Source organism: Paenibacillus sp. FSL E2-0201, from assembly GCF_037963325.1.
GTDB lineage: Bacteria > Bacillota > Bacilli > Paenibacillales > Paenibacillaceae > Paenibacillus_AQ.
Genome location: NZ_CP150154.1, coordinates 2,584,056 through 2,609,305, shown reverse-complemented (window position 1 = coordinate 2,609,305; position 25,250 = coordinate 2,584,056). Strand labels below are relative to the sequence as shown.

Below are 25,250 nucleotides of genomic sequence, written 5' to 3'. Positions count from 1 at the left end.
TTAAATTAACATAAAAACGTTTTCATTACAATATGTTTTTTTATTTTTATTATTTCTCTATTTCGAATTATTCATAATAGACTCTGAACACCATATCTTGCTCATAGTTCCCAAATCCACGCCCGAATAATGTTAATCCACCTCTTCTACGTCCGCTATCCTCTGCACTTAAACGAAATGTCCACTGGTCCTGTTCTACAAGTACATCATCAAGTGTCACCGCTGATATTTGCTGCCCATCTATAAATGTTCCACCTGCATTAATCCGTAGCACCTTCAACAAACCATATTGGTTAACATCTGCATTCCACCAAGCAGGGGTTAATCGTCCTCTAGTTAGGCCGAAATCTCCTGGACTTGTCCATTTCCCTAAATCCTGTCCATTCATAGCAAAAGCAATATCCGACGGCCATTTCTCATTTACATGCGGAGCCTCAGAACCGATCTCCATAGAAATTTCTATCTCCTGCACGACCTGATCCTTAAACAGATAATTAGGAACCTTATATTCGATATACCCTTTAGCAAACCATAAAATACCAGCGTTCACTCGCTCTGGGTCCAGGAAATAACGTGGATCATCATAATATCCGATTAACTTGTCTGTAGTTGCAATTCCGCAAGTAGGTGATGCCTGAACATCAGTATACTGTCCTACAGGAATCGAAACCTCAACAACCTTTCTAGCGATTCCCCGAGAACCTGATAATTTAATCTGCAGGTAGTTGGTAGACAATGAACAGTACTTATATGTCCCTCCATCCACACGTCTCATTTTAGAGCTAATCAGACCTGCTTTTTGCAGCTTGGCAACATGGGTGCTAACTATCGCACTGCTTAGATAGAGTTCGGCTGCCAGCTCTTTAATATGCATTTCTTTGCGGTCCAGTAGTTCGATTATCCTTAGCCTGACTTCACTTGCTAGTGCTTCGTAGACCCGAAGCGATTCAGTATCTGTAGTTAAGTGCATTCCGTTATCCCCTATGCCTTTGAATTAGTATTTTTACGAATCCTAAATTATTTGATTGCTTATCATATCTTATTCTAAGTACTATGTAATCATAAATCGTTTTATCAGTTAATAATAATATTAATTCTACTTGAAGGAGATATGTATTCATGACGATTAAATCCACAATGATTATTGACAAGGATTTTAAACTATCAGAAGTAGACACCCGAATCTACGGCTCCTTCATCGAGCATTTAGGCAGGGCCGTATATGGTGGTATTTATGATCCAGGTCACCCTACTGCAGATCTCAATGGTTTTCGAGGAGATGCCATTGAAGCTATCCGAGCACTAAATGTTCCTATCATTCGTTATCCCGGCGGAAATTTTGTATCCGGTTACAACTGGGAAGACGGTGTTGGGCCTAAGAACGAACGCAAGCATTCCCTAGAACTAGCTTGGTGGACAACAGAAACGAATCAAGTGGGCACTAATGAATTTGCTGATTGGGCTAAACTCGTTGGCTCTGAAGTCATGATGGCGGTTAACCTGGGCACTCGCAGCATTGACGCAGCTAGAAACCTAGTAGAGTACTGCAACCATCCTTCCGGCTCCTACTATAGTGACCTGCGAATTTCCCATGGATATAAAGAACCTCATGCCTTCAAGACCTGGTGTCTGGGTAATGAAATGGACGGCCCTTGGCAGATTGGCGCTAAAACAGCGGCTGAATATGGTCGATTAGCGAACGAAACAGCGAAGGCGATGCGCTGGGTAGATCCAACCCTAGAGCTTGTGGCATGCGGCAGTTCCGGCAGCGGTATGGACACTTTTGCAGAGTGGGAAGCTACCGTGCTAGATCTTTCTTATGAGAACGTAGACTACCTCTCACTGCATACTTACTACAACAACAACGAAGATGATACTCCTAATTTTCTAGCCCGCTCAATGGATATGGATCACTTCATCAACAGTGTAGCTGCTACCTGTGATTATATTCAAGCTAAGAAAAAGAGCAAGAAGAAAATTAATCTTTCCTTGGATGAGTGGAATGTGTGGAAGTCGCAAGGTAGCAGTCGTGCCGAAAAACATTGGCAGATCGCTCCACCCGAATTTGAAGATGTATACACACTAGAAGATGCACTGGTCGTGGGCTGCTGTCTCATTACATTACTAAAACATGCGGATCGTGTAAAGATGGCTTGCATCGCTCAGCTTATTAATGTTATTGCCCCTATTATGACTGAAAACGGCGGTCCACTGTGGCTTCAGACCACTTATTATCCATATCTGCATGCATCCCTATATGGCCGTGGAACCGTGCTTCATCCGTTGATCTCCAGCCCTAAATACGATTCTAAAGATTTTAGTGATGTGCCATACTTGGAAGCCATTAGTGTATACAACGAGGAGCAGAATGAAGTTACTGTCTTTGCTGTAAATCGTCATTTATCCGAGGGACTTGAACTGGACGTGGACCTACGCAGCTTTAATTCCGTTAACATCATTGAGCATATTGTACTGAAACATGAAGAAATTAAAGCTGTAAATACCAAATCCAACCCCCATAACGTAATACCTAGCCAAGGAAATGCTACATTTGAAGGTAGACATGTGAAGGCCCTTCTCGCAAAAGCATCCTGGAACGTGATCCGTCTCCGGGTGAACAGCTAGATAAGCGCACATAAACGCCCCTTGAATCTATGTAACACTAAAGATTCAGAGGGGCGTTTGTAGTTTTATTTTATTCTAAAAATCGTTACGGATTGCTTTGGAAACTCATAAGAAAAGGTGCTTCCCACTATTGTGAAATTAGTTTGCTTAGGGGAGACAAGCTCCTTATTCTCGAAGTTATTTTCGTCCTCAAGCTGGTAGCCCGACAGTTCATACACCTCGACGGACAAGTCCTTTGTTGCCAGCCCTTCAAATACAATGTCAGCAGAAACGCTGTTCTCTTGTACGTTCACTGTCTTAAGAATGATATCCCCTGTGGCATCCTCCACACTTGCTGTATAATATAGTGGTTCGATGACCGGAGGTTTGTCCTCTGTTTCATTGATTAGCTCTCCGTTAATGTAAGTACGAATATGTCTGCCTGATACTTCTAGCTTCAGATCGTATTCTACGTCTGTTTCAACCGAAAACATCGAATGCGTCAAAACTGAGTTTCTCCCGTTAATGATAGAAGCCACTATGGAATCCTGATTCTGCCAGCCGCCTAGTTCCCAATACAAATGATTCTGATCATCCGCTTTGCCAAAATAGAACACAAACCCTTTATTCCCTGCAGTTCTAGTAGCCTTGATATTCAAGGTATAGCTATCCCACCCCGTCTCACCAAGGTCTAATATTCGTTTGGTCGTTCCGTTCTGAGCAGGGTCTGGGAGATTTGATATCTCTTCTGACAGATCAGAATACGACTTCACTTCTCCAGTAACATTGTTAACCAAAGTGATCTCGGAGAACCGGGCAGCGGATGCATCCACGCCCAAGCTAATCGCTCCAGTGATCGCTTCAACTGTACGTTCCTCGGGTGCTGTGAAGTCGTTCGCTTCTATCTCGAGTAGCTGATCTCCTTGATGGTTCATGAATAGCTTTTGAACATAGTAGTTCGCAGTTCCATACACCTCATGATTATTAAACCAGATTAGATCCGGCTTCCAGTTGATATAATCCACATTGCAGAGCATAGGCGCATAACATGCCAACCCAACCGCATGCGCATTATTCTGAAGCCCCGTCATAAAAGCCGCTTCCACCAGCGCGTTGTAATACGTATTGCCCCATGAAGCATATTCGCCTAAGAACACTTTCGGTTCATCAGCCTTAAAGTCATCATAACGGTGATGATTCGCCAGGAACCATTCTGGTGTACAGTAATAGTGCTCGTCTACAAAATCAGACTTATTCTCTTTTGCCGATGTCCAGCCCCGATCATATTCCTTACCTGCTGAGAATGGACCGCTCGAATTGATGACCTTGATTTGCGGATATTTCTCTTTAATGGCTTGATGAAAGTAAGGATATCGCTCGAAAAAGGGTGCGCCTACCTCTTCATTGCCGATGCCGATATACTCTAATCCAAAAGGTTCCGGGTGACCAAGCTCCGCACGTATACTTCCCCATTCCGTTGATAAATCCCCATTTGCAAATTCGATCAAATCCAGTGCATCCTCTACCCAGGGCGTTAATTCGTCCAGCGGCACCATACGTTTATGATGTGGATCGTAGCCGCCCGGAATAACGGGAATCGGCTTGGCTCCAATATCCTCACAGAACTGAAAATATTCAAAATAACCTAACCCAAGCGTCTGATTATAGGACCAGTTATTCCGCCTTGCCGGCCTTTGTGCCACATCCCCGATTGTATTTTTCCATCTGTACATGGAATCTCTGTCATCTGGATTCAAAGAACCGTCATGCACCAGACAGCCTCCCGGAAAACGCATGAATTTAGGCTTTAAGTCGGCGAGTAATCGTGAAATGTCTTCACGCATGCCCCCAGATCTGTTCATAAAGGTCTTCTCTGGAAACAGAGAAACCATGTCCAGATATACCTTGCCGCTCCCTTTGGTAACGATTACAAGACGTGAGCTAGTATCCGTAGCATTAGCCTTAATAACTGCTTCGTATCGAGTCCATTCGGAGTTATTCACGGCTATTTTCGCTTCACCATAAATTATGCCATTTATACTTTCAATGGTTATGGTAAGAGGCATATCAAAGCTTGTTTCCCGGCGAGCATACACCGAGAACTTATAATTCTCGCCTTCTTTTACAGGAATGCCACTATTGAATCCAAGATTCATCAGCCCAACGCCGTCACCTTCAGCCACAATATCAATGGCTACATAATGTGGATTACGTTCATTCAAGGGATTGCTATCCTCCACCGTGATGACGGCCTTCCCACCTCCACGACCTACAGGCTCCCAAGCCATTAACGCATGATAATCCGCCCGATCAATCGGATCAAATTCAAAAGATCGGTTCTGAACCAGCTCAGCATAAAGGCCACCATCTGCCGCATGATTTAAATCCTCGAAGAAGATCCCGAATAAATCACCTAATGCCGCACCACGCTGCTGTGTATGTATTGTCAGAGTTCCGTCCGTCTTCATTAGTTCATCACTCCTCGTCAAAGTCATTTAATTTATATTTATATTACTTAGTTCATATCTATATAAATTATTATAATGAGTTTACTTCACATTCGTCAATTCAGATGCTTTGAATGAATAACAAAAAGGCCGATATTGTATGAAAATCCATACAACATCAGCCTTTTATAACACAGGTCCAATAATACTCTTATTTATTTGGCAGTCATTTGCCCTACTAAGAACTCGACAAAATCAGTTGATTTGTTCTTATCTTCACCTTCTCCAAACACCCCGATGATCATCTTCCGAGAATGAATAGGAAGGTCTGTAGCAAACTTCGTATCTGTAATATCTACGCCAGTGATCCACTCTTCACCGTTTTCCGTATTTTTTATACGTTTCAAACGAATATCATCTAAAGGTAGTCCAGCTGATTTTACGAACGGCTCCAGATTCTTAAGTCCTTGTTGCTGCCCAATCCAATCAAAAGTAGCATCATCCAAAATAAGAATATCCGGACGATCCGCCGCCAGCATCGCCATCGCGCGCTGGATATAAGTCATGTCTAACGCGCCTCCACCCTCACCGCCTGTGGAGGGAAGGTATACGACTTCCGTCTTTACCCGCTTCCAAGCTGGATAACGATTGACGATCTCTTGTTTAAGCTCTTCATCCTTACCTGATGGATCTTGGGATTCATAGTTTCCTAGGAACATGATAGTTACATCCACTGGCGGGAGTGAAGCTTCATATTTTTTAGCTTGATATTGATTATAAAGTGCATTGCCTCCAAAGATTAATACCAACAGCACGATGACTGATACAAAAGTATGGACTTTGTATAGCCTAAAGAAATTCTCCGATTTACGCGCTATGCCGGAAAAGGCTCCCCATTTCTCTAGCCGCTTGTCCTCAGCCTCCTGAATTTCCTTTTGATCCAAGCCGTCTAGGATTGTTTTGAAAGCTAAAAACTCTTCTTCATAGGCTGCAGCCTCAGACTCTGAGGAATTTGATTTACGGCGTTTTAAGAGCAAATCAAATTTTTTATTCAGTTCCTCCCGGGTAATGTCTTCAGGCAAGTCCAAACGTTCGTAAGCCTCTTTTAACTTCTCATTCAAATTGATGACTCCTTCCTGATGCTCAACTGGATATCTGATCGTGAATTTGGTTCTATGTATGGAATTCAGGTAAACATACTAATTATACAAAAGAATGATTGAATTCGTGAAATAAACAACATATGAACTCAATTAAACTATATCATGGAGTGCTAGACGCTAACAAGTAAGCGTTTATCATAGGGCTTAGAGGCATTCTCTATTGGCTCTAGTCCAAACCATGCAGCTGTTTAAATTGCTCTGGACTCATTCCAGTCAACCGCTTAAACACTAAACAAAAGTAGCTGGCATTTTCGAAGCCTACTAACTGAGCAATTTCATACATTTTTTTATCTCGTTCATTGAACATTAGTTGTTTACTCAAGTTTATACGTTGTTTGTTGATATAGGTTACAGGTCGATCATGGATTGTTTTTTGAAAAAGCCTGCATAAATACTGTGGCGATACCGCGATTACCTCCGCAAGCTCCTTTAATGGGAGCGTCCTATGTAAATTGCTTTCTATATGATGAAGCACAGGTTTAATTCGCTCCAATTCAAGAGCCTCATTTAGAGGAGAGACTAGGTTTCTTTTTAAATCTAGCAGCAGCGCATAAAGTTGTTTGGATCGTTCCAGATTCGTTTCCAGTTCATTACTATCTGGCAAGTGGAGCATTTCCTTTAAAGGATTTAGCCACCTATCCTCCTTCAATCTTGCTGGTCCTGGTTCACGGATTCCTGCGTACAACAGCATTTGACCAGCCTCTCTACCATTGAATGAAATCCATGACAGCTTCCACTTACTGCTGATTGGCGCATACGAATGCGTAATATTCGGAAATAAAAAGAAGACATCCCCTTCGCCCACAATGTATCGTTTCTCCTGAATGACAAGCTCACCTTTTCCCTCATGGATCTGATGCAATTGATAATCTGGAAATCCGGTGGGCCGTAGGGTTTCTGCCTGATGCTCCCAAAATCCAATGGTTGTAGCATACAGCGGCAGCATATTCGTATCTTCCGTTTGGCAAAAGATTATTTTGCTATCCATCTGATCACTCGTTTCATATTTTGTTATATCTGATGAAAAATCTTTTATATCTCTTAACATTACTCCAATTTATAATATGAATATAATAACATCACTATTATAAAGGAGTTTTACTCATGCGAGCAAAATTTGTTTATCAGCCTCCTGCAAACGGTTATCCAGAATGGAATAATAATCCGGAAATTTTTGAACTAAATCGATTGGATGCCCATGCTTCCATGATTTCTTATAGCCATTTATCGCAAGCCTTGGCGGGGGATAAAGAAGCCTCGCCATACTACAAAACGCTCAATGGTATTTGGAAGTTCTCCTTTTCCGAAACACCGGATCAACGGGTTGTAGATTTCTATAAAGCAGATTTCGATTGCAGCACTTGGGCTACGATTCCTGTACCCTCTCACTGGCAATTCCAGGGCTATGATTACCCGCAATATACGAATGTGCGATATCCATGGGCAGAATCCGAACCTGATCTCAAGCCACCTTTTGCTCCGACAAAATATAATCCAGTAGGCTCGTACATACGAACCTTTACTGTACCTGAATCCTGGAACGGTCAACCTGTATACCTTAGCTTTCAGGGGGTTGAATCCGCTTTCTATTTATGGGTAAACGGAGAACGGGTCGGTTACTGTGAAGACACCTTTACACCTTCGGAATTCGATATTACCCCTTATTTAATAGCTGGTGATAATAAACTAGCTGTAGAGGTCTATCGTTGGTGTGATGCCAGTTGGCTGGAGGATCAAGATTTTTGGCGGCTTAGCGGTATTTTTCGGGAGGTCTATCTGTACACCGCTCCTTCTGTTCATGTTGCTGATTTTTTCGTTAATACCGTGCTAGACGAAGATTTCGCACATGCCAATTTAAACGTAGATATCAAAGTGGAAAATTACTTTAATCAGAAGCTAAATCCTTATACACTCCAAATGCAGCTATACAATAAAGAAGATCAGCCTGTATGGAAGGCTCCAGTATCTGCAGTTACTTCCTTTGATCAAGAGGGTATTCAGCTTTTCAAGCTTTCTGAGCATGTAGAAGATCCATATAAGTGGAGTGCTGAGACACCGTATCTATATACATTAGTTCTCTCCATGATTGACGACAACGGAAACACTACTGAAACCGTCAGCTGTAAGGTCGGATTCCGCACCTTTGAGATCAAAGACGGACTTATGAAGATCAACGGCAAAAGAATTGTACTAAAAGGCGTTAACCGGCACGAGTTCTCTTGTGACACAGGACGTGCGCTATCCAAAGATGACATGATCCGAGATATCAAACTGATGAAAACACATAATATTAATGCGGTTCGGACCTCTCATTACCCGAATCAGTCTGTTTGGTATGAGCTTTGTGATGAATACGGACTTTACGTTATCGATGAAACCAATCTGGAAACGCACGGAACTTGGCAGTATGGGCAACAAGGAATACATGAGGGAAATGTACCTGCAAGCAAACCGGAATGGCGGGCCAATGTGATTGACCGTTGCAACTCCATGATGCAAAGAGACAAGAACCATCCGTCGGTTATCATCTGGTCACTGGGGAATGAGTCCTACGGCGGCGATAATTTCATCGCCATGCATGACTATCTCAGAGAAGCTGACCCAACACGACCTGTTCATTATGAAGGGATCTTCCATTGCAGAGAGTCGGAAGCAGCTAGTGATATAGAGTCGACTATGTATGCTAAACCGTACGATGTTGAAAAATATGCGCTAGGCCATCCTCAGAAGCCTTATATCATCTGCGAATACAGTCATGCAATGGGGAATTCTTGCGGTGGACTACACCTATACACCGATATGTTTGACAAGTACGATGTATTTCAAGGTGCTTTTATTTGGGATTGGGTGGATCAGGCTATCCGAACCAAAACATCCGAAGGTGTCCCATATTTAGCATATGGCGGTGACTTTGGTGAGTCGCCACATGATGGAAACTTTAGCGGAAACGGATTACTTTTTGCCGATCGTTCGGTTACTCCAAAGCTATTTGAGGTCAAAAAATGCTATCAAAACATTAAAGTAACGGCTTTAAATATCCGTGAAGGTCTCTTTCAGATTCGTAATAACTTTTTATTTACCGACATTGAACAGTACGAACTTAAATGGGAAGTTGCTTTAGACGGAGTAACTGCGCAAGAAGGTTTGCTGCAAATCTCTGCTGCACCAGGAGAAATCGTTGAATGCACTATCCCTTATGAACTGATTTCACATAGAGGTGATCATGAAGCTATTCTGAATCTCTCCTTTATTCAGCGTTCAGAAACTTCTTGGGCTGATGCTAACCACGAAATCGCTTGGGAACAGTTTATTCTATCCCCGCGTATCGTGATAAAGGCTCCAAAGACAACGGATGGAACGTTACATGTGCAGGAACTTGAAGGTGCATTGACCGTACAGGGTGGAAATTTCACTCTGACCTTTAATACGACAACTGGTGAGCTATGCTCATACTATGCTTCCGGTAAAGAATATCTGCTTGAGCCTGTAAGACCTAACTTCTGGAGAGCGGTCACAGATAATGATCTTGGCAATGGATTGCCAAAGCGTTGTGCAGTGTGGAAGCAAGCCTCTAATGAACGGAACCTAGTAAACATGACCTATAGAACCGAAGGAAATCTATGTTTCGTCGCCACCACTTACCTTTTGCCAACGAATCCGTATTCCACTCTCCTTGTTCAGTATGAGATTCGCCCTGACGGGTCATTAGAGATTCTGCAAGAACTGAATCCGGGTAGTAGCGATCTTCCAGAAATTCCTGAGTTCGGAATGATGTTCGTGCTGGATGGAAGACTCGATACCCTTTCATGGTACGGCCGTGGACCCCATGAGAATTATTGGGACAGACAGACCGGAGCACCACTTGGCCGCTATACGGGTAAAGTCAGTGATCAGTTCATCCCTTATCTCAGACCGCAAGAGTGTGGCAATAAGACAGATGTCAGATTTGCTTCGATTTCAGATGGCAACGACAGATCAGGACTTTATTTTGATAGTGCAATCCCTATGGAGATTAATGCTCTGCCTTGGAAACCCGAGGAACTGGAAGCACATGATCACGTATATAAATTGCCAGTCTCGAACAAAACCGTACTGAGAGTCAATTACAAGCAAATGGGAGTTGGGGGTGACGACAGCTGGGGTGCACCAACCCACGAAGAGTTCACTCTGCTGGCTAATCGACCATATGCTTTCCGTTTCACCTTAACTTTGCTCTAAAGTAACGACATGAAAAGGCCGTCCTGTTTGGAAAAAACCAATCAGTGACGGCCTTTATTCCTATTATTTCGCCACTACTCTTGCCTGAATTCCGGAGGTCACGCCTGATTTATATTAAAAGTATGGGGTTTTGCAATTGACGGTTTGGCCATTCGAATGGGGATATTTTATACACATGGTGTTGTACTCTAAAATAATACGACCATGAAGCGGATGCTCCGTGGGGATTTTTAAATGCGTCGCAATGACTTCACTGAGTCCAAGATTTCGGATGTCTGCTTGAAGCTCTACGGCTTCTGGATCTTTTTCATAATCAAAATAAAGCGCTGAAGCTATAGCTAAAACAAGGTGTGAAGTCTCAAAGCCAAGTTCATGGGCAAGCATTGCTGGTTTTATCAGTCGATCATTAGGTGAAAGCTTACGAAGCGGGGATCGGGCGACACGTGTGATTTTATCGTTAAAGTTGGGGTTAGTGAATCGTTCCATCATCTTTTCTATATACCTTGCATGTTCTAAGGGCTCGAAGCCATACAAATGTACCAGTAAGGTCCCTGTTTCCTGGAGTACCCCACGAACACGAGCTCTGATTGCGGGATCAGACATCGCTTCCTGAATGCTAGTATAACCTTCCAGATATCCGAAATAGGCTGCACTGCAATGGCCTGTATTCACAGTATATAGCTTCCGTTCGAGGTATGGTGCCAGCGAATCCACATAATGGACACCTTTAATTTCGTTGTAATTACCAATCATTCCACTGCGCGGAATCACCCACTCACTGAAGGGTTCAACGAGGATTTCAAGCGAATCTGTATTTTTCTGCACAGGCACGATCCGATCAACCATCGCATTTGGAAAAGCGACATTGCGGTCCGCAAGCTCCTTGAAGGATTGCTTCATATGCCGATATACAGATTTCTTTAACTTTTGACTGCTTCCAATACCGTTCTCACAAGCAATGATATGGAGAGGTTTGAGGTTCCTGTGATTGATAAGTCTTCGTTCGATTCCCTGCGCGATAGTACCAGCAATATCTTTTAAAGCGGATATTCCAACTGCAGTGGTTACTATCTCAGCCTCTGCTATAGCTTTAGTAACGTCCTCAGTATCATTCAGATTGATCGCAGTAACATTATCAACGATAAAGCTGTCCCGATCCTTGTTAGCCAAGGTAACGGGATATTGTCCGCGATTTTGCAACTGCGCAATCTTGCTCTTATTCCTTCCGACGAAACAAACATTGTAACCGGAGTCCGACAACATAGGTCCAATAAAACCTCTGCCAATATTGCCCGCTCCAAAATGTACGGCTCTCAATTTGGTATCCCCCTTTAATTTTAACTCTGTTTCTCAGTTTCTCTATACGAAGCAACGCTGAGTAATTACATGGTCAAAATCAAGAAGACTTAGGTTATCTATTTTGTGATGTTGTTTATCGAATTCAAGGAAATTGGTAATCTCATTAGGAGTCACAATACAACGGATACCAGCTGCTGCCGCTGCCTTAGAACCATTCGGTGAATCCTCAATGGCAACTGCCTCATTAGAGGTGATTCCAAGACAAGCTAATGTTTGGTTATATAGCTCTGGATCTGGTTTCACTTTTGCCACATGATCGGCCGTCCGAATACATTCGAAATAATCGCGTATGCCCAATTGATTCAAGTATTTCTCCACCCATTCCAGTGAAGAGCTTGAGGCCAGCCCTATGCGTAGTCCAGCTTTTTTGGCAGAATCCAGATAATGCTGTATACCTGGCCGAATCGTTTCCAATTCCATAAGTTTGCTATGTCTCTGTTTAACAGCCTTACTGAAAGCCTCTTTATCAATGGCAAGCTTAAGATCAGTCATCAAGTACTCATAAGGATTAAAGCTGTTTAAGCTTGTGCCAATGCAGGTGGAGTACTGTTCAAGCGTCAAATCCACTCCATATTCAGCATAAGCCTCGTTAAAAGCGGTGTACCAAGCAGTCTCCGTGTCGATAATCGTTCCGTCAAAATCAAAAATAATGCCTTTGATCACAATCAACCATCTCCCTCGTATTATGTTTGGTTAGAATATCTTACGCAAAACCGTCTATAAATTCTACAAATTGTCATTTCAGCTTGCGTTTGACTATAAAAACCATAACAAAGGCTTTCCACTGACGTCAAGGGCGGCAGATAACATGCCACGGTATGATAACGATTACAATCAATGAGGGCAATCCTGAGTTTTTTGATCACATAAATGACTTAATACATAACAGTAATCAGATTCAAAAAAACACCACAATCCTATGTGCTTCAAGGGATTTCTCCTTCCATGTTTGTCATGAACAAAACCCCTCCCTCCTTCTCTCCATTCCCGGTATTTAGAGTATTTTTCCAATCATCTGAAAATAATTCAAAAAAATTTTAAACACCACCTTTTTGCATGATTGTACAAATCAAATGACGGAATTATGTTTTGTCCATTGAGTAAAAAGATTCTATAAATTATGATGAATTCAATCGAGAATGATTATCATTATTGGTAATCGTTATATATTTTAGGGAGGCAATAAAAAATGAACAAGGCAAGACAGTCCTTCGCAGTGTTATGCGTACTCTTTTTGATGAGTACATTGCTGCTAGCATGCGGAAACTCAAAGGAATCATCTTCTGGTAATAGTACGACCAACGCAACTGGAAATTCTTCTGCTGCGAGCACGGCACCTTCAACGGAGCCCTCCGACAGCAGTACGAATGAATCCGCAGCTACTACCCGCTCCTACACGGATTACATAGGACATACTGTAGAAATCCCTGTGAAACCACAGCGAATAATCTACTCTGGAGAAACATATGGCGATTTGCTCGCTCTCGGCGTGCAAGCGGTAGGGTATCCTCTATCCATGGGTGAAGGCCAGGTCTTTGAAGATCAGTTACAAGGTGTCGAGGATGTAGGCTTCCCTATCAATCTGGAGAAAACATTAGAGCTTCAACCTGACCTAATTATCTATGCGGGCACAGACGAAGCTGATTTTGAGCAGCTGTCCAAAATCGCACCTACAATCATTTTTGATACCTTTGCCCCATTACAAGAACGTATGCTGGACATTGGTGGAATTCTTGGTAAAACAACAGAAGCAGAAGCATGGCTAGCCCAATATAAAACCGCTGAAGATGCTATGTGGAAACAATTGAAGTCCGCTGGTATGCAAGAAGGTGAGACAGCTTCGGTCTTCACTTATTATCCGGGAGACAGACTGTTTATAATGGCGGCGACTGGACTTTCACAGGTACTCTATGGGGAGAACGGCTTCAAGGCAACTCCAGCTATTCAGAAGGTACTCGATGAAGGTAAAGGCTTCCAGGAAGTATCTATGGAAGTGCTTAAAGAATATGCCGGAGACCGGATATTCATCTTGACTCCAGTTGCGGATGAAGCAAAACAATCCACAGATAATTTATTAAAGAGCCCTATCTGGAAGAGCCTTCCTGCCGTCAAGAACGGATATGTCTATACGCAGGACATCATGAAGACCTCCAGTGATGCAACAACAAGAGAATGGCTGCTCGGCGAGATTCCTCAGCTATTGAATATGAAATAACCCTCCATGATCGAGTGTTTAGCACACGGCTGATAGAAAACTTTAAGAAGCATATCAACAGCTGTTGATATGCTTCTTTGTTTTATATACAATAAGTTCATTGATAATCATTCTCACTAAAAGAACGGAGGCTGAACCTATGCTGCAAACATCATCGTCCTGCCCCCCGCTCCACTCCCTGCTGTTTCGGCTGATTGATGCCGAACTGATACTTCAAGCTGCCGATTCAAGCCCTGTATCACGTACAACTCATGACTACACCCTTCTCGTATTTACCGGGGGGAACGGGCAACTGAACCTCGATGATCAGAGCGTGACGCTGAGTACAGATAAATGTTATCTACTAGCTCCCGGAATCTCCTATTGTACGAGCAATCAGGAAATGACCATGTATTATTATCTCATCACCTTTTCAGCAATTTATACAAAAGAGCATCCAGAACGTTATTCTGGCGAACTACTTTCAGGCAGACGCGAATTAATAGTCCACCCGTTCACTAAGGTAATCCGTCTTGTGGAAGATTTGCTTATGAACAAGAATAGCTTCGATGATGTGCAGCAATTCAAGCGACAATTGAAATTCCAGGAATTGATGCTGCTATTTTTTGAGCATAATTATCCTTCTAAGCATCTACCAAGTCCCACAGAATCCGTAGAAATGACTATACAATTCATAGAGGAGCATTATACAGAGAGCATCAGCGTGAAGCAGTTGGCTGAGCTTGCGGGGATATCGTTCTGGCAGTATACACCGATCTTTCAACAGCTTACCGGCAAAAAGCCACTTGAGTACCTGACCGATCTGCGCATTAGTCATTCCAAGCGCTTCCTGCAGGAATCGACGGAACCGCTGCGTGAAATCGCCAGACTGGTAGGCTTCTCCGATGAATATTATTTCAGCCGCCGCTTTCGGCAAAAAACCGGAGTTACCCCCGGACAATATGCGCATCAGCGAGGTCGTAAGCTTACCGTCAAAGATTGGACAGGCCATGAAGTGGAGATTCCAGAGCAAGCGAGACGCATTGTCTATCATGGAGAGACACTTGGCGACCTTCTCGCACTAGGCGTGAAGCCCATCGGAGGAGATGAAGCATTCGTGCGGAACAGCGTCTATAAACATCGGCTTAAAAAGCTCGCCAATGTTGGTTTTCCGCTGGACCCGCAGCTGACCGCTTCACTTAATCCAGATTTGATTATTTTGGCCAATAGTGATGAAAGAGCCTATAGAACCGTTTCCGGCATCGCCCCGACACTCACCTTTGATTCCTTTGCACCACTCGAAAGTCGAATGCGAACACTAGGCAGCTGGCTCGGTAAACAACGCGAAGCCGAAGCGTGGCTGGAGTCATTTACAATCAAAAATGCTGCTATGTGGCAGCATCTTTACGAGACCAGTCTCCAAGCCGGAGAGACTGCCTCTGCTTTGGTCTATGACCACGGAAATCATCTGTATGCTATGGGAATGTCCGGATTCTCCACAGCGCTTTATGCTCCATGTGGTCTACAACCGACAGAGGAGATTCAAGCCATACTGGATGAAGAATTAGGGTTCGCTGAAGTTGATCCAGCGCGATTGCCTGCCTATACTGGAGATTATATCTTCATGCTCATTCCTGAGCGTCCAGACTCACGGGCTGCTATGGAGCGACTACTAGACAGTTCACTTTGGAAAAGTCTTCCAGCAGTACGTCAGGGACATGTTTATCTGCTCGACGGAAGCAAATGGAACTCTAGTGATGCGTTAACTCGGGAGAAGCTGCTAACGCTGCTACCTAAACTGCTCGGTGGAAGCCCCCCTAGTAATTGAAGGTGAATCTAGGATTCTCTTTTGACTTTTCAAAACTTCATGGGGTATACTTTACCTACGCTTAATTTCCAACTTTTACAGTTGAAAAGCGGGGGAACCAGTTAATTGGGGCGAATCATTGAGCATTAGAATGTAGGGTACCATCTTACCCGAGTCCGTCAGCTAACCTCGTCAGCAGTGGATGGGTCTGCTTTTCATGTTATTTACATAACCAGAGACCCTTGCTAAGGGTCTCTTTTTGTGTTTTTTGGGACCCTGCTGGCAGTAGATTGGCCTTTGACACTAAGGCTTCCTCTTTTCTCACACAAAGGGACAAAGGAGAGATGTAAGTGCAAAAGGTAAAGTACATCACGGATATTAACAAAATTGCTATGTTGTCTGATCTGGAAAAAGAGAACTTGAAAGAAATCACGGACAAATTTGTTTTTCGTGTGAATGACTACTATCTGTCTTTGATCAACTGGGACGATCCAGATGATCCCATTCGTAAACTGGTTATCCCTAACGAAGGTGAACTGCTGGAATATGGACGTTGGGATGCTTCGGATGAAGACACGAATTATGTGGTGCCGGGTTGTCAGCACAAGTATAAAACAACAGCATTACTGATTGTATCCGAGGTCTGCGGAGCCTATTGCCGCTACTGCTTCCGTAAACGCCTGTTCCGAAATGACGTGAAAGAAGCGATGTCTGATGTCTCTCCGGGACTGGAGTATATTGCAAACCACCCTGAGATTAACAACGTTCTTCTTACGGGCGGTGACAGTTTAATTCTCTCCACACCAAAGCTAAGATCCATTATTGAAAACTTAAGAAGCATTGAGCATGTCAAGATTATCAGATTAGGTTCGAAGATTCCCGTATTTAATCCGATGCGGATCTCTGAAGACGAAGAGCTGTTGGAGCTGATTCGTACTTACTCTACCGAAGACAAGCGAATTTATGTTATGGCGCATATCAATCATCCTCGTGAAATCACACCTGAAGCCAAAAAAGCATTTAAAGCCCTCCACAACGCTGGGGCAATTGTCGTAAATCAGACCCCCGTCCTTAAAGGCATCAATGATGATCCCGTTATATTGGGAGAATTGCTAGACCGACTCTCATGGGCTGGCGTAACACCTTACTACTTCTTCGTGAATCGTCCCGTTGCCGGAAACCGAGATTTTGTATTACCTCTTGAGCAAGTCTATCAAATTGTAGAAGAAGCCAAAGCCAGAACCTCAGGACTTGGCAAAAGAGTACGCCTATCCATGTCACACACCTCCGGAAAGATAGAAATTCTCGCCATTGATAACGGAAAAGCCTATCTTAAATATCATCAATCCAGAGATCAGGAATACGGAAAGTTCATGATTCTAGATTGCCCTAAGGATGCAGAATGGTTTGATGACCTGCCCGGAAATGAGGAATATTGGACCCCTCCTGTGAAAAAAAATGACGCTATTATTTCTGTTAATGCGTTATCAAACAAGACTGCGGATCTGATTTGTAAATAATTCAATCAATTCTTTTTATATAAATCCTGACCAAGATACTCAGAAGACTCAAATGAAATATAAGCCCCACCATAAAGCATGCAATCACACTAAAACCACTAGCATCTTCTATAGCAAAAAACAACTTAGCAGGCCAATACGTAGGAATCCACGCACCTGTGAATTGCCATGGTGATGGAATAAAATACGCTACGATTGGCCCTGCTATAAACAAACCACCTATCTTAGATAAAGCTAAGCCTTCTACCTTATTTGCAGCAAAATAAGCAAGAAATAAAGCAAAGCAAGGGGCTTCAATTGCTAATAATAAAAGAATGTATATATGCTCCAATTGGAAGTCAGATAAGCCTGAAACTACAAAATACACCAATGATAGAAGTGTACAAAGTACAGATGGAAGAACTAGACGATACACCATGTACCCCTTACGCATTAATGGCGTAACCGCGTAATAAGAGATGATGTTCTCATCACGTTCATCAAGCATTAAAAGACCTGTCATCATACCGGTCAGCATGGGAAAGGTCATTACTAAAAAAATCGAAGCAAAGCTACTGTATTCATTTAAATCGAAAGCATAACCGTTTGTAAGCCACTCTGCCGCTATTGGAAATCCAAATCTTGAGACGACTAAAAGTGCTAAAGGAGCAAAGATCCCGACCATAAGCACCGGGTCCAACCCAGCATGACGGATATCGCTTAGAAAAAGCGTATGATACTTCTTCATCTCTTGACTCCTCCCTTGCCTATGCGCATCATTACATGTTGCTCGAAGGACCTTTTTGCCCAGACATATATCACAACATTCCAGAGCAGTAATATCGATATGGAGTACATGTAATTGCCAAGTGACCTAGCTGAGGTTCCCGAACTCAACAAGCGAAGTGTTCCTTCTGTAGGTAATAATAGAAAAACATTGGAGTTCCATATCTTAAAATAACCAAGTAACGGCAGTATGAAAGGTAGTACGAATACTTGTGAGAGTAAAATGAAACCATTAATCGTCTGGCAACGAGCCACTACTCCAATCGACAGTAGCGTCATAAAGCTTGACGTTAGAATGATTCCAATAGAAAATCCTATCGGGGATTGCGGAACTCCACTCGCTGCTGCATGAATAACCCATGCGGCTAATAGGGACAGCACAGATAATGAGCCGGCTTTTGAAAGTAAATATTCCCTAACACGAATCGGAGTAACGAATAAAGGATCAAGGACACCCTGGTCTCTTTCCAGCAGCACAATCCCACCTGCCAGAATAAGCCCCAAAGCACTAGGATCGCTAAAGGTCAATAACAGCATCGTTTGTTCCCGATAATGATTAGGAATAAGATGTAGCAATACCAGATAGAACATACAGATAATGATGTAGATCCAATAAAACCCATGTCGCCATTGAAACCGGATGTCAAAGGCAAACGCAGATCCGAATCTCATGTTAACTGCCTCCCAGTAACGTCAATGAATATTTGTTCCAAAGACGCCTCCAGCGAATGAATGGTTTCTATTGGATGCTCACGGACAAGCTTTAAGAAATATTCGTTCTCCCCTATATCAGCAAGTGAGAATTCCTCATTTCTAACTTCATTATGAAGGCGATATTCCAGCTGCACTCGCTTTTTTCCATTTAGAAGCTTAAGCTCACGAGGAGAATCAATCAACTTAATCTGACCGTCTACAATAAAAGCGACTCTATCGCAGAGCTCCTCCGCGGCCTGCATATTGTGTGTTGTTATGATGACTGTTGTCCCGGTTGCTTTCTTTTCCAGAATTAAATCCTTCATTCTCTTAGCATTAACGGGGTCCAGCCCGGAAGTGGGTTCATCCAGAAATAGAATTTGTGGGTTATTTAAGAGTGCTCTGCAGAAATTCAGTCTCATCTTCATTCCCTTCGATAGCTGAGAGACCTTCAGATTAGCCGCTTCTGTGAGATTTACTTGCTCTAACAGAAATCCTGGTTCCGCTGTTCTCCCTGAATACAAAGACCGAAATAATTGCAAATTTTCCAGCGCAGTAAACTTCGAATAGAAATTTGGAAACTCAAAAGCTACCCCTATTTGCTCAAAATACTCCGGTCCGGTATTTCTTATTTCTTTGCCCATTACTTTAACGCTACCCAAATAATTCTTTAAGACGCCTATTAGAATTTTTTGTGTTGTGCTTTTACCTGCTCCCGAAGGACCGAGAAAGCCAAATACTTCTCCTGGAGTTATGGAAAAATTCAGTCCGCTAAGGGTTGGTTCCTTTATTTTTGGGTAGGTAAAATGAAGCTCCTTCACTTCGATCATTTCATGCTCCCCCAATCTTATTGTTCTTCAAGGAAGTCATCCCCTCAGCCAGAACCCCGATCAAAAGCTCTATCGTTGCCTGATATCGTTCATCCCCAATCTCTTCCTTATGCAGAGTCAGAAGGACTATGGAGCGAATCATACTCACGATTAATTCCGGATCGATCCCAGCCATGATTCCTTCAGCCTGCCAGGATTTAATGAAAGGGACAAAAAAGTCTTTATCCTCTGTAAAATTTTGCTCCAACAACTCATTTGGTAACTTTCTTAATAACTGCTCCATTTCGCTCTTTACGAACATCTGACGTACGATCGGACTTTCTTCCATCATGCGGAAAGATTTCAGTAAAAATAATCTGATCTCTTCCTTGCCAACAGGTACGCCAACGCTAAATGAATCGAACATTGCACTACGAATTCGTTGTTCCTCTTCAAGCAATATGTGATAGAACAATTCCTCTTTCGATCCAAAAAACATATAGAACGAACCTTGCGCAATCCCGGCAGCTTTCGTTAATTCTTCAACGCTTGTTTTCTTAATGCCATGTATTTCAAAACAGCGGCGGCCTTCTGTCAACAATTTATGTTTGATCCATTCTTTTTCTTGGTCCGTGAATTTCTTGGGCATACAAGTCAACTCGCTTTTGGTGGTTTTATGAATAATTTTATTTTATATTCACAAGATAACTCTTTAATCCATATTTTGTCAATCTATTTTTTCTGTAAGCTTCACACATTTGTCCCCAGTACGTCACTACAATAATCCCCACTCCCAAAACTAGCATGAAAAAAATCTATGCTATATAATCATGCAGTAACACGAAAAGGACTAATGGGTGGGAATGCACAAATGAAATTGGAACGATTGATCTCTATGATCTACAAGCTGTTGAACCACGAAGTTTTATCTGCTTCCAAGCTGGCTGAAGAGTTTCAAGTATCCCAGAGAACTATCTATAGAGATATCGATGTCATTTGTGCCGCCGGTATCCCGGTCGTATCGTATCAGGGAACTAAAGGCGGGTATGGCATCATGGACGGATATAAAATGGATAAAAGCCTGCTCCGTTCTTATGATGTCACTTCTCTGATTACCGTGCTGAACAGCCTTTCTTCCGTGTTCGAAGACGAGCATGCACAAGGAACCATTGAACGGTTGCAAACGATTGGAACGGAACAACAGACTTCTAGTCTAGCTGTGGACTTTGAGACCCGCCGTATGGATCCCGACGCACTTTCTCTTTTACGTACGGCTATTACGGAACGAATGATCGTCCGTTTTGATTACATCAATCTAAAAAATGAACGCACAACCCGTGATTTAGAACCAGTAAAGCTTCATTTTAAATATAGCAACTGGTACATCTATGGTTATTGCCGAGCACGTCAGGAATATCGAGAGTTCCGGTTATCCCGAATGATGAATTTAATTCTGACTCAAGATACCTTTCAATCACAACATGAGGTACCCGTCGAGGCGGATTGTTCAAACAGGATAGATCAGATTGAGGAAGTGGTAATCCGGGTGCGACCCGAGGCTTTGGCAGAAGCGCTGGATCAGTTTCACCAAATGGATAAGGAATTCCATACCGATGAAAGTATGACGATGCGCATTCCAGTGTATAGACCATTGGAAGCCCGCTGGCTTTGGTCAATTCTCCTAAGCTTCGGCAGCGGCGCCGAAGTCCTAGAGCCTCTTGCACTGCGAGGTATCTTAAAAAAGCAGCTGCAAAATACCCTGAAACTTTATGAAGAAGTATGACAGTCTGCTGTCATACTTCTTCTTTTATATTAACAACAGCTACAAAATAACCTATCACAACTCAAAAGGAGATTATTCGAATGACCAATTATCCGGTAGAAATGTTTAATTACAACACTTGGGCGAACCATACCATCTTAGGGAGAATCGGGGAACTCTCTCCCTCTGTGCTGAGTCAAGAAGTGAACAACTCTTTTCCCACCATCGCTCATGCTCTTAGTCATATCTATGCAGTTGATACGATGTGGTATCTTGTTTTAACAGGCACTGGTATGCCTGAGGCTTTTCAAAAAACTATCCCGCTAAATATGCGCATTCTAAGTTCTGTGGATGAATACGCTAATATCTTTACCCAGCTATCGGAACTATATAAAGAATGGTTACAAAACCAATCCGATTTGGAGCAAACCATTCTGCTTGACAATCCATTCGCCGGAATCCGCCAAACACGTCTATCAGAAATTGTGTTGCATGCCGTCAATCACGGGACTTATCATAGAGGTAATATATCTACTATGTTACGTCAGTTAGGTCACGCTTCCACCATGAATGACTACTCCTTATTTTGGTATCAGGTGCCTACGGAAGCTATTTAATCACTAATGGGCAATATGCTCCACGCCTGGGAAGGACATTGTATTTTAATTATGGAGATAGAAAATCTAATTCTAGTAAAAACGAGAGCGGATTTACGGGGTTGGCTGCAGGAGAATTGTATGACTGAAAAATCTTGTTGGGTACTCGCAAGTATGACGCTAAACCCAGAAACATTGCTATATTTAGACGTGGTAGAGGAATGTTTGTGCTTTGGATGGATCGATGGTGTGAAAAAGAAAATTTCCGAAACGGAGCTGGCGCAGCGGCTGTCTCCCAGAAGCAAACGAAGCTCTTGGACGGAGTTGAATAAAGAGCGCGTCCGCCGCCTCGAAAAGCTAGGATTAATGACGGCTGAAGGAAGAAGGGTGCTTCCTGATATGGACCCTGATTCTTTTTTAATCGATAAGGTTATAGAAGAAAGGCTAAAAGAGGAACAGCAAATATACGAAAATTTCTTAGCCTTTCCAGCTCTTTATAGAAGAATCCGTATCGACACAATACAAAGCAATAAACATCAAGCAGAATTATTTAAGAGTAAATTAGATAAATTTATAACAAATACTAAAGATAATAAAATGTTCGGTCAATGGCATGATCATGGACGTCTTTTAGATTATTAAGATGCGTTTAAATTAATAAAGGTGAGAACATTGTCTGTTCTCACCTTTTTTATTAAAGCCCTTCAGCCAGAATTCGTTTCAAGAACATCCCCGTGTAAGATTCCAGCACTTCTGCGACCTGCTCCGGTGTGCCTTCAGCTACAAGCTTACCTCCGACTGTCCCCCCTTCAGGGCCAATGTCAATCACCCAGTCAGACTCCCGAACCAGCTCTAGGCTGTGCTCCACAACAACAACCGTATTTCCCGTATCCACCAATTTACTCAATAAGGTATGGAGTTTCTTGATGTCTGACGGGTGAAGACCTGTCGTTGGTTCGTCGAGCAGATACAGCGTGTGATTCTTAGATGGTTTGCTCAGCTCTTTGGCCAGCCTGATCCGTTGTCCCTCGCCGCCTGATAAGGTTTTGACAGATTGTCCCCATTTAAGGTACCCAAGACCCACCTCACATAACGTCTCAATAATACCGGCCATTTTGGCCTCCGAGTTAAGGACCGGTAAGCTTTCCTGTATAGACATGTCCAATAGATCTGAAATAGAGAAACCATCATATTTCACCTGCAAGACCTCATCCGTAAACCTTCTGCCTTTGCAGTCGTGACACTTCACTTCTAGATCAGGCAGAAAGTTCATGTCTACGGACAATACACCCAGTCCCTGACAGGTTTCGCACCGTCCACCCGGTGTATTAAAGGAGAAGTGTTTGGAGGTCAGTTTTCTTTTCTTCGCCTCCGGCAAAGCCGCAAATAACTGACGCAGATGTGTAAATACGTCGGTATAGGTCGCCACATTCGAACGCTGCATTCTACCCATGGGTGATTGGTCAAAGATCACCATGTTTCCGACCTCATCTAGACCCGTAATCTCCTTACAGCCTGTTTGCTCATGTTCTTTAGTACTTCCTTGTGCAAGGATATCAAATATAAGTGTAGATTTACCTGAACCCGAAACCCCTGTTACCGATACAAGACAGCCCAGCGGGATGGAGACTTCCGGAATATCAATGTTCCGGTACTGTGCCTGCCGGATGGTGATCTGCCTTCCGTTCCCTTTCCGGCGAACGCGTCCGGGAGCTTCAAGACGCTCTTCTCTGAGATAAGCTCCAGTAACTGAAAGCTCACTTGCCATCAAGTCTTCCAAGCTACCTTCACCCACAACGGTTCCACCATGCAATCCAGCACCCGGACCCATATCAATAATATGATCCGCAGCACGCATCATCTCAATATCATGTTCAATAACGAGCACGGTGTTCCCCAGATCCCGCAGCTCCTGAAGCACACGAATAAGGCCAACCGTATCCCGAGGATGAAGACCTGTCGTCGGTTCATCCAGAATGTATAACACACCGGTCAGCCCTGAACCCAGCAGTGATGCTAGACGCAGCCGCTGTGCTTCCCCACCTGATAGAGACACTGTCTGCCGGTTCATCGAAAGATAACCCAGACCAACATCGATAATCCGCTTTAGTCTAGTAGGCATATCATGTAAGATCGGTTCTAGCAGATGAAGCCCTTCAGCAGGCAAAGCCGCCTCCAGCCCTTTCGTCCACTCATATACATCGCTTAATGACCAATCTGATACTTCCGTTATCGAAGCACCAGCTACTTGCACTAGACGAACTTCTTTTTTCAGACGAGCACCAAGGCATTCCGGGCATTGCTGCTCATGAAAAAATCCTCCACCTTTCTCCTGCCCACCGGATTCCCCTTCCTTCTCCTTATAACGCCGCCACAAACCCGGTATAACGCCTTCAAATTTAGTTCCTTGGATTGGCTTAATATTAGGGAAATGACGTTTAAATGTCTCATTATCCACGCCGTAGTACAACAAATCACGCTGTATCTCACTATAGTCCTTCAACGGCAGATCCGGGTCAAACTCAAATCCAAAATGTTTTCCCGCCGCTACTAATATCCTCATCTGTATATCCCGATGAACGCCATTCAGAGAGGCTACTCCCCCCTCTTTCATACTAAGCTCAGGATTAAATACCGCTGCTTCATTAATAGTCGCCACAGACCCAAGTCCACCACAAGCTTCACAAGCCCCTTCCGGCTTATTGAAGGAAAAGTGTGACATACCCAGTTTCTCAAGCTCAGCTCCACAATGCAGACAGCCCATCGACTGGCCATCCATTTCCTCGTCTTCCTCTATTAGTAGCCCCCTCGCTTCAAAAGAAGGTGGAATACTACCACTGCAGGAAGGGCAAACCCTCTCTCCTAATCTAGAAAAAATAAACCGGACAAACGTATAGATGTCAGTTACAGTCCCGACTGTCGAGCGTGGATTACGATTCGTAACATGCTGTCCAACACTAATGGATGGGGACAATCCAACGATGGACTCGACCTTCGGTTTGCTGATCGTATCTGATGTCATGCCCATAGAATCCAAATACTGTCTTTGGCATTCCCGCTGAAGTGTATCCATCGCTAACGTCGATTTTCCTGATCCCGAAGGTCCCGTCAGGACAACTAGCTTATACTTTGGAATCGTGAGCGAGACATTCTTTAGATTGTTCTCTCGTGCACCTTTAATAACAATAGCTTCTTTCACAACGATTCCCCTCTCAATTTATCCAATCACAATACTGCCGTTTTACTTTTCTTTTTGCAAAAGCATACTGATTTCGATAGAATGTACTTGTAAAATAACATACTTTCTAATAAC

Annotated in this window: 19 protein-coding genes and 1 riboswitch; of the genes, 8 read left to right on the top strand and 11 right to left on the bottom strand. The window is 43.2% G+C overall.

Features of this window, described 5'->3' with window-relative positions; all coding sequences use genetic code 11:
* Positions 1–67 precede the first annotated feature (67 nt).
* The gene (locus NSU15_RS11335) at positions 68–970 is read right to left on the bottom strand and encodes an ArsR family transcriptional regulator (RefSeq protein ID WP_076117029.1); all 903 of its coding nucleotides are present in this window, start codon (positions 968–970) and stop codon (positions 68–70) included.
* A 149-nt stretch (positions 971–1,119) separates the two neighbouring features.
* Between NSU15_RS11335 and NSU15_RS11330 the strand changes: the two genes are divergently transcribed.
* Positions 1,120–2,625, top strand: coding sequence for an alpha-N-arabinofuranosidase (locus NSU15_RS11330; protein WP_339290425.1), 1,506 nt, complete (start codon positions 1,120–1,122; stop codon positions 2,623–2,625).
* 65 nt (positions 2,626–2,690) lie between these two features.
* Here the strand turns inward: NSU15_RS11330 and NSU15_RS11325 are convergent, their stop codons facing one another.
* The 3 genes from NSU15_RS11325 to NSU15_RS11315 form a co-directional block, all read right to left on the bottom strand.
* Positions 2,691–5,072, bottom strand: coding sequence for an alpha-L-arabinofuranosidase C-terminal domain-containing protein (locus tag NSU15_RS11325; protein ID WP_339290423.1), 2,382 nt, complete (start codon positions 5,070–5,072; stop codon positions 2,691–2,693).
* Positions 5,073–5,266: 194 nt separating this feature from the next.
* A complete protein-coding gene (locus tag NSU15_RS11320) occupies positions 5,267–6,172 on the bottom strand; it encodes a hypothetical protein (RefSeq protein WP_339290421.1) in 906 nt (301 codons plus the stop codon).
* 208 nt (positions 6,173–6,380) lie between these two features.
* Positions 6,381–7,202: an AraC family transcriptional regulator gene (locus NSU15_RS11315; RefSeq protein ID WP_339290419.1), complete on the bottom strand. Its 822-nt coding sequence runs from the start codon at positions 7,200–7,202 to the stop codon at positions 6,381–6,383.
* A 116-nt stretch (positions 7,203–7,318) separates the two neighbouring features.
* On the opposite strand from NSU15_RS11315, the gene NSU15_RS11310 reads away from it, so the two are divergent.
* Positions 7,319–10,432: a glycoside hydrolase family 2 TIM barrel-domain containing protein gene (locus NSU15_RS11310; RefSeq protein ID WP_339290417.1), complete on the top strand. Its 3,114-nt coding sequence runs from the start codon at positions 7,319–7,321 to the stop codon at positions 10,430–10,432.
* Between the two features lie 114 nt (positions 10,433–10,546).
* Here NSU15_RS11310 and NSU15_RS11305 read toward each other — a convergent pair whose 3' ends face one another.
* Entirely contained in the window at positions 10,547–11,749 is a 1,203-nt protein-coding gene (locus NSU15_RS11305) for a mannitol-1-phosphate 5-dehydrogenase (RefSeq protein ID WP_042126510.1), read from the bottom strand.
* A gap of 42 nt (positions 11,750–11,791) precedes the next feature.
* Complete coding sequence (locus NSU15_RS11300; protein ID WP_042126508.1) at positions 11,792–12,454, bottom strand: HAD family hydrolase; 663 nt, start codon at positions 12,452–12,454, stop codon at positions 11,792–11,794.
* Between the two features lie 526 nt (positions 12,455–12,980).
* Between NSU15_RS11300 and NSU15_RS11295 the strand changes: the two genes are divergently transcribed.
* From NSU15_RS11295 to NSU15_RS11285, 3 genes are all read left to right on the top strand, one after another.
* Positions 12,981–14,006: an ABC transporter substrate-binding protein gene (locus NSU15_RS11295; RefSeq protein WP_339290411.1), complete on the top strand. Its 1,026-nt coding sequence runs from the start codon at positions 12,981–12,983 to the stop codon at positions 14,004–14,006.
* Positions 14,007–14,145: 139 nt separating this feature from the next.
* Positions 14,146–15,813, top strand: coding sequence for an AraC family transcriptional regulator (locus NSU15_RS11290; protein ID WP_339290409.1), 1,668 nt, complete (start codon positions 14,146–14,148; stop codon positions 15,811–15,813).
* Between the two features lie 48 nt (positions 15,814–15,861).
* A riboswitch (cyclic di-AMP (ydaO/yuaA leader) is annotated at positions 15,862–16,003 on the top strand.
* Positions 16,004–16,142: 139 nt separating this feature from the next.
* The gene (locus NSU15_RS11285) at positions 16,143–17,312 is read left to right on the top strand and encodes a KamA family radical SAM protein (RefSeq protein ID WP_339290407.1); all 1,170 of its coding nucleotides are present in this window, start codon (positions 16,143–16,145) and stop codon (positions 17,310–17,312) included.
* Between the two features lies 1 nt (position 17,313).
* Here the strand turns inward: NSU15_RS11285 and NSU15_RS11280 are convergent, their stop codons facing one another.
* Genes NSU15_RS11280 through NSU15_RS11265 form a run of 4 tightly spaced genes read right to left on the bottom strand, consistent with a single transcriptional unit; the run spans position 17,314 to position 20,228 of the window.
* A complete protein-coding gene (locus tag NSU15_RS11280) occupies positions 17,314–18,039 on the bottom strand; it encodes a hypothetical protein (RefSeq protein WP_339290405.1) in 726 nt (241 codons plus the stop codon).
* Complete coding sequence (locus NSU15_RS11275) at positions 18,036–18,749, bottom strand: ABC transporter permease (protein WP_339290403.1); 714 nt, start codon at positions 18,747–18,749, stop codon at positions 18,036–18,038. Before NSU15_RS11275 ends, NSU15_RS11280 begins: the two co-directional genes overlap by 4 nt.
* A complete protein-coding gene (locus NSU15_RS11270; protein ID WP_339290401.1) occupies positions 18,746–19,600 on the bottom strand; it encodes an ABC transporter ATP-binding protein in 855 nt (284 codons plus the stop codon). Before NSU15_RS11270 ends, NSU15_RS11275 begins: the two co-directional genes overlap by 4 nt.
* Position 19,601: 1 nt before the next feature.
* Entirely contained in the window at positions 19,602–20,228 is a 627-nt protein-coding gene (locus NSU15_RS11265) for a TetR/AcrR family transcriptional regulator (RefSeq protein WP_339290399.1), read from the bottom strand.
* Positions 20,229–20,450: 222 nt separating this feature from the next.
* On the opposite strand from NSU15_RS11265, the gene NSU15_RS11260 reads away from it, so the two are divergent.
* The 3 genes from NSU15_RS11260 (at position 20,451) to NSU15_RS11250 (ending at position 22,579) form a co-directional block, all read left to right on the top strand.
* Positions 20,451–21,362, top strand: coding sequence for a YafY family protein (locus tag NSU15_RS11260; protein WP_339290397.1), 912 nt, complete (start codon positions 20,451–20,453; stop codon positions 21,360–21,362).
* Positions 21,363–21,442: 80 nt separating this feature from the next.
* Positions 21,443–21,958 carry a DinB family protein gene (locus tag NSU15_RS11255; RefSeq protein ID WP_042126489.1) on the top strand — a complete coding sequence of 172 codons (516 nt, stop codon included), beginning with the start codon at positions 21,443–21,445 and terminating at the stop codon, positions 21,956–21,958.
* Between the two features lie 51 nt (positions 21,959–22,009).
* Positions 22,010–22,579, top strand: a complete 570-nt coding sequence (locus tag NSU15_RS11250; protein WP_339291323.1) for a YdeI/OmpD-associated family protein — start codon at positions 22,010–22,012, stop codon at positions 22,577–22,579.
* A gap of 52 nt (positions 22,580–22,631) precedes the next feature.
* Here NSU15_RS11250 and uvrA read toward each other — a convergent pair whose 3' ends face one another.
* Positions 22,632–25,136: an excinuclease ABC subunit UvrA gene (uvrA, locus tag NSU15_RS11245; protein WP_339290395.1), complete on the bottom strand. Its 2,505-nt coding sequence runs from the start codon at positions 25,134–25,136 to the stop codon at positions 22,632–22,634.
* Positions 25,137–25,250 lie beyond the last annotated feature (114 nt).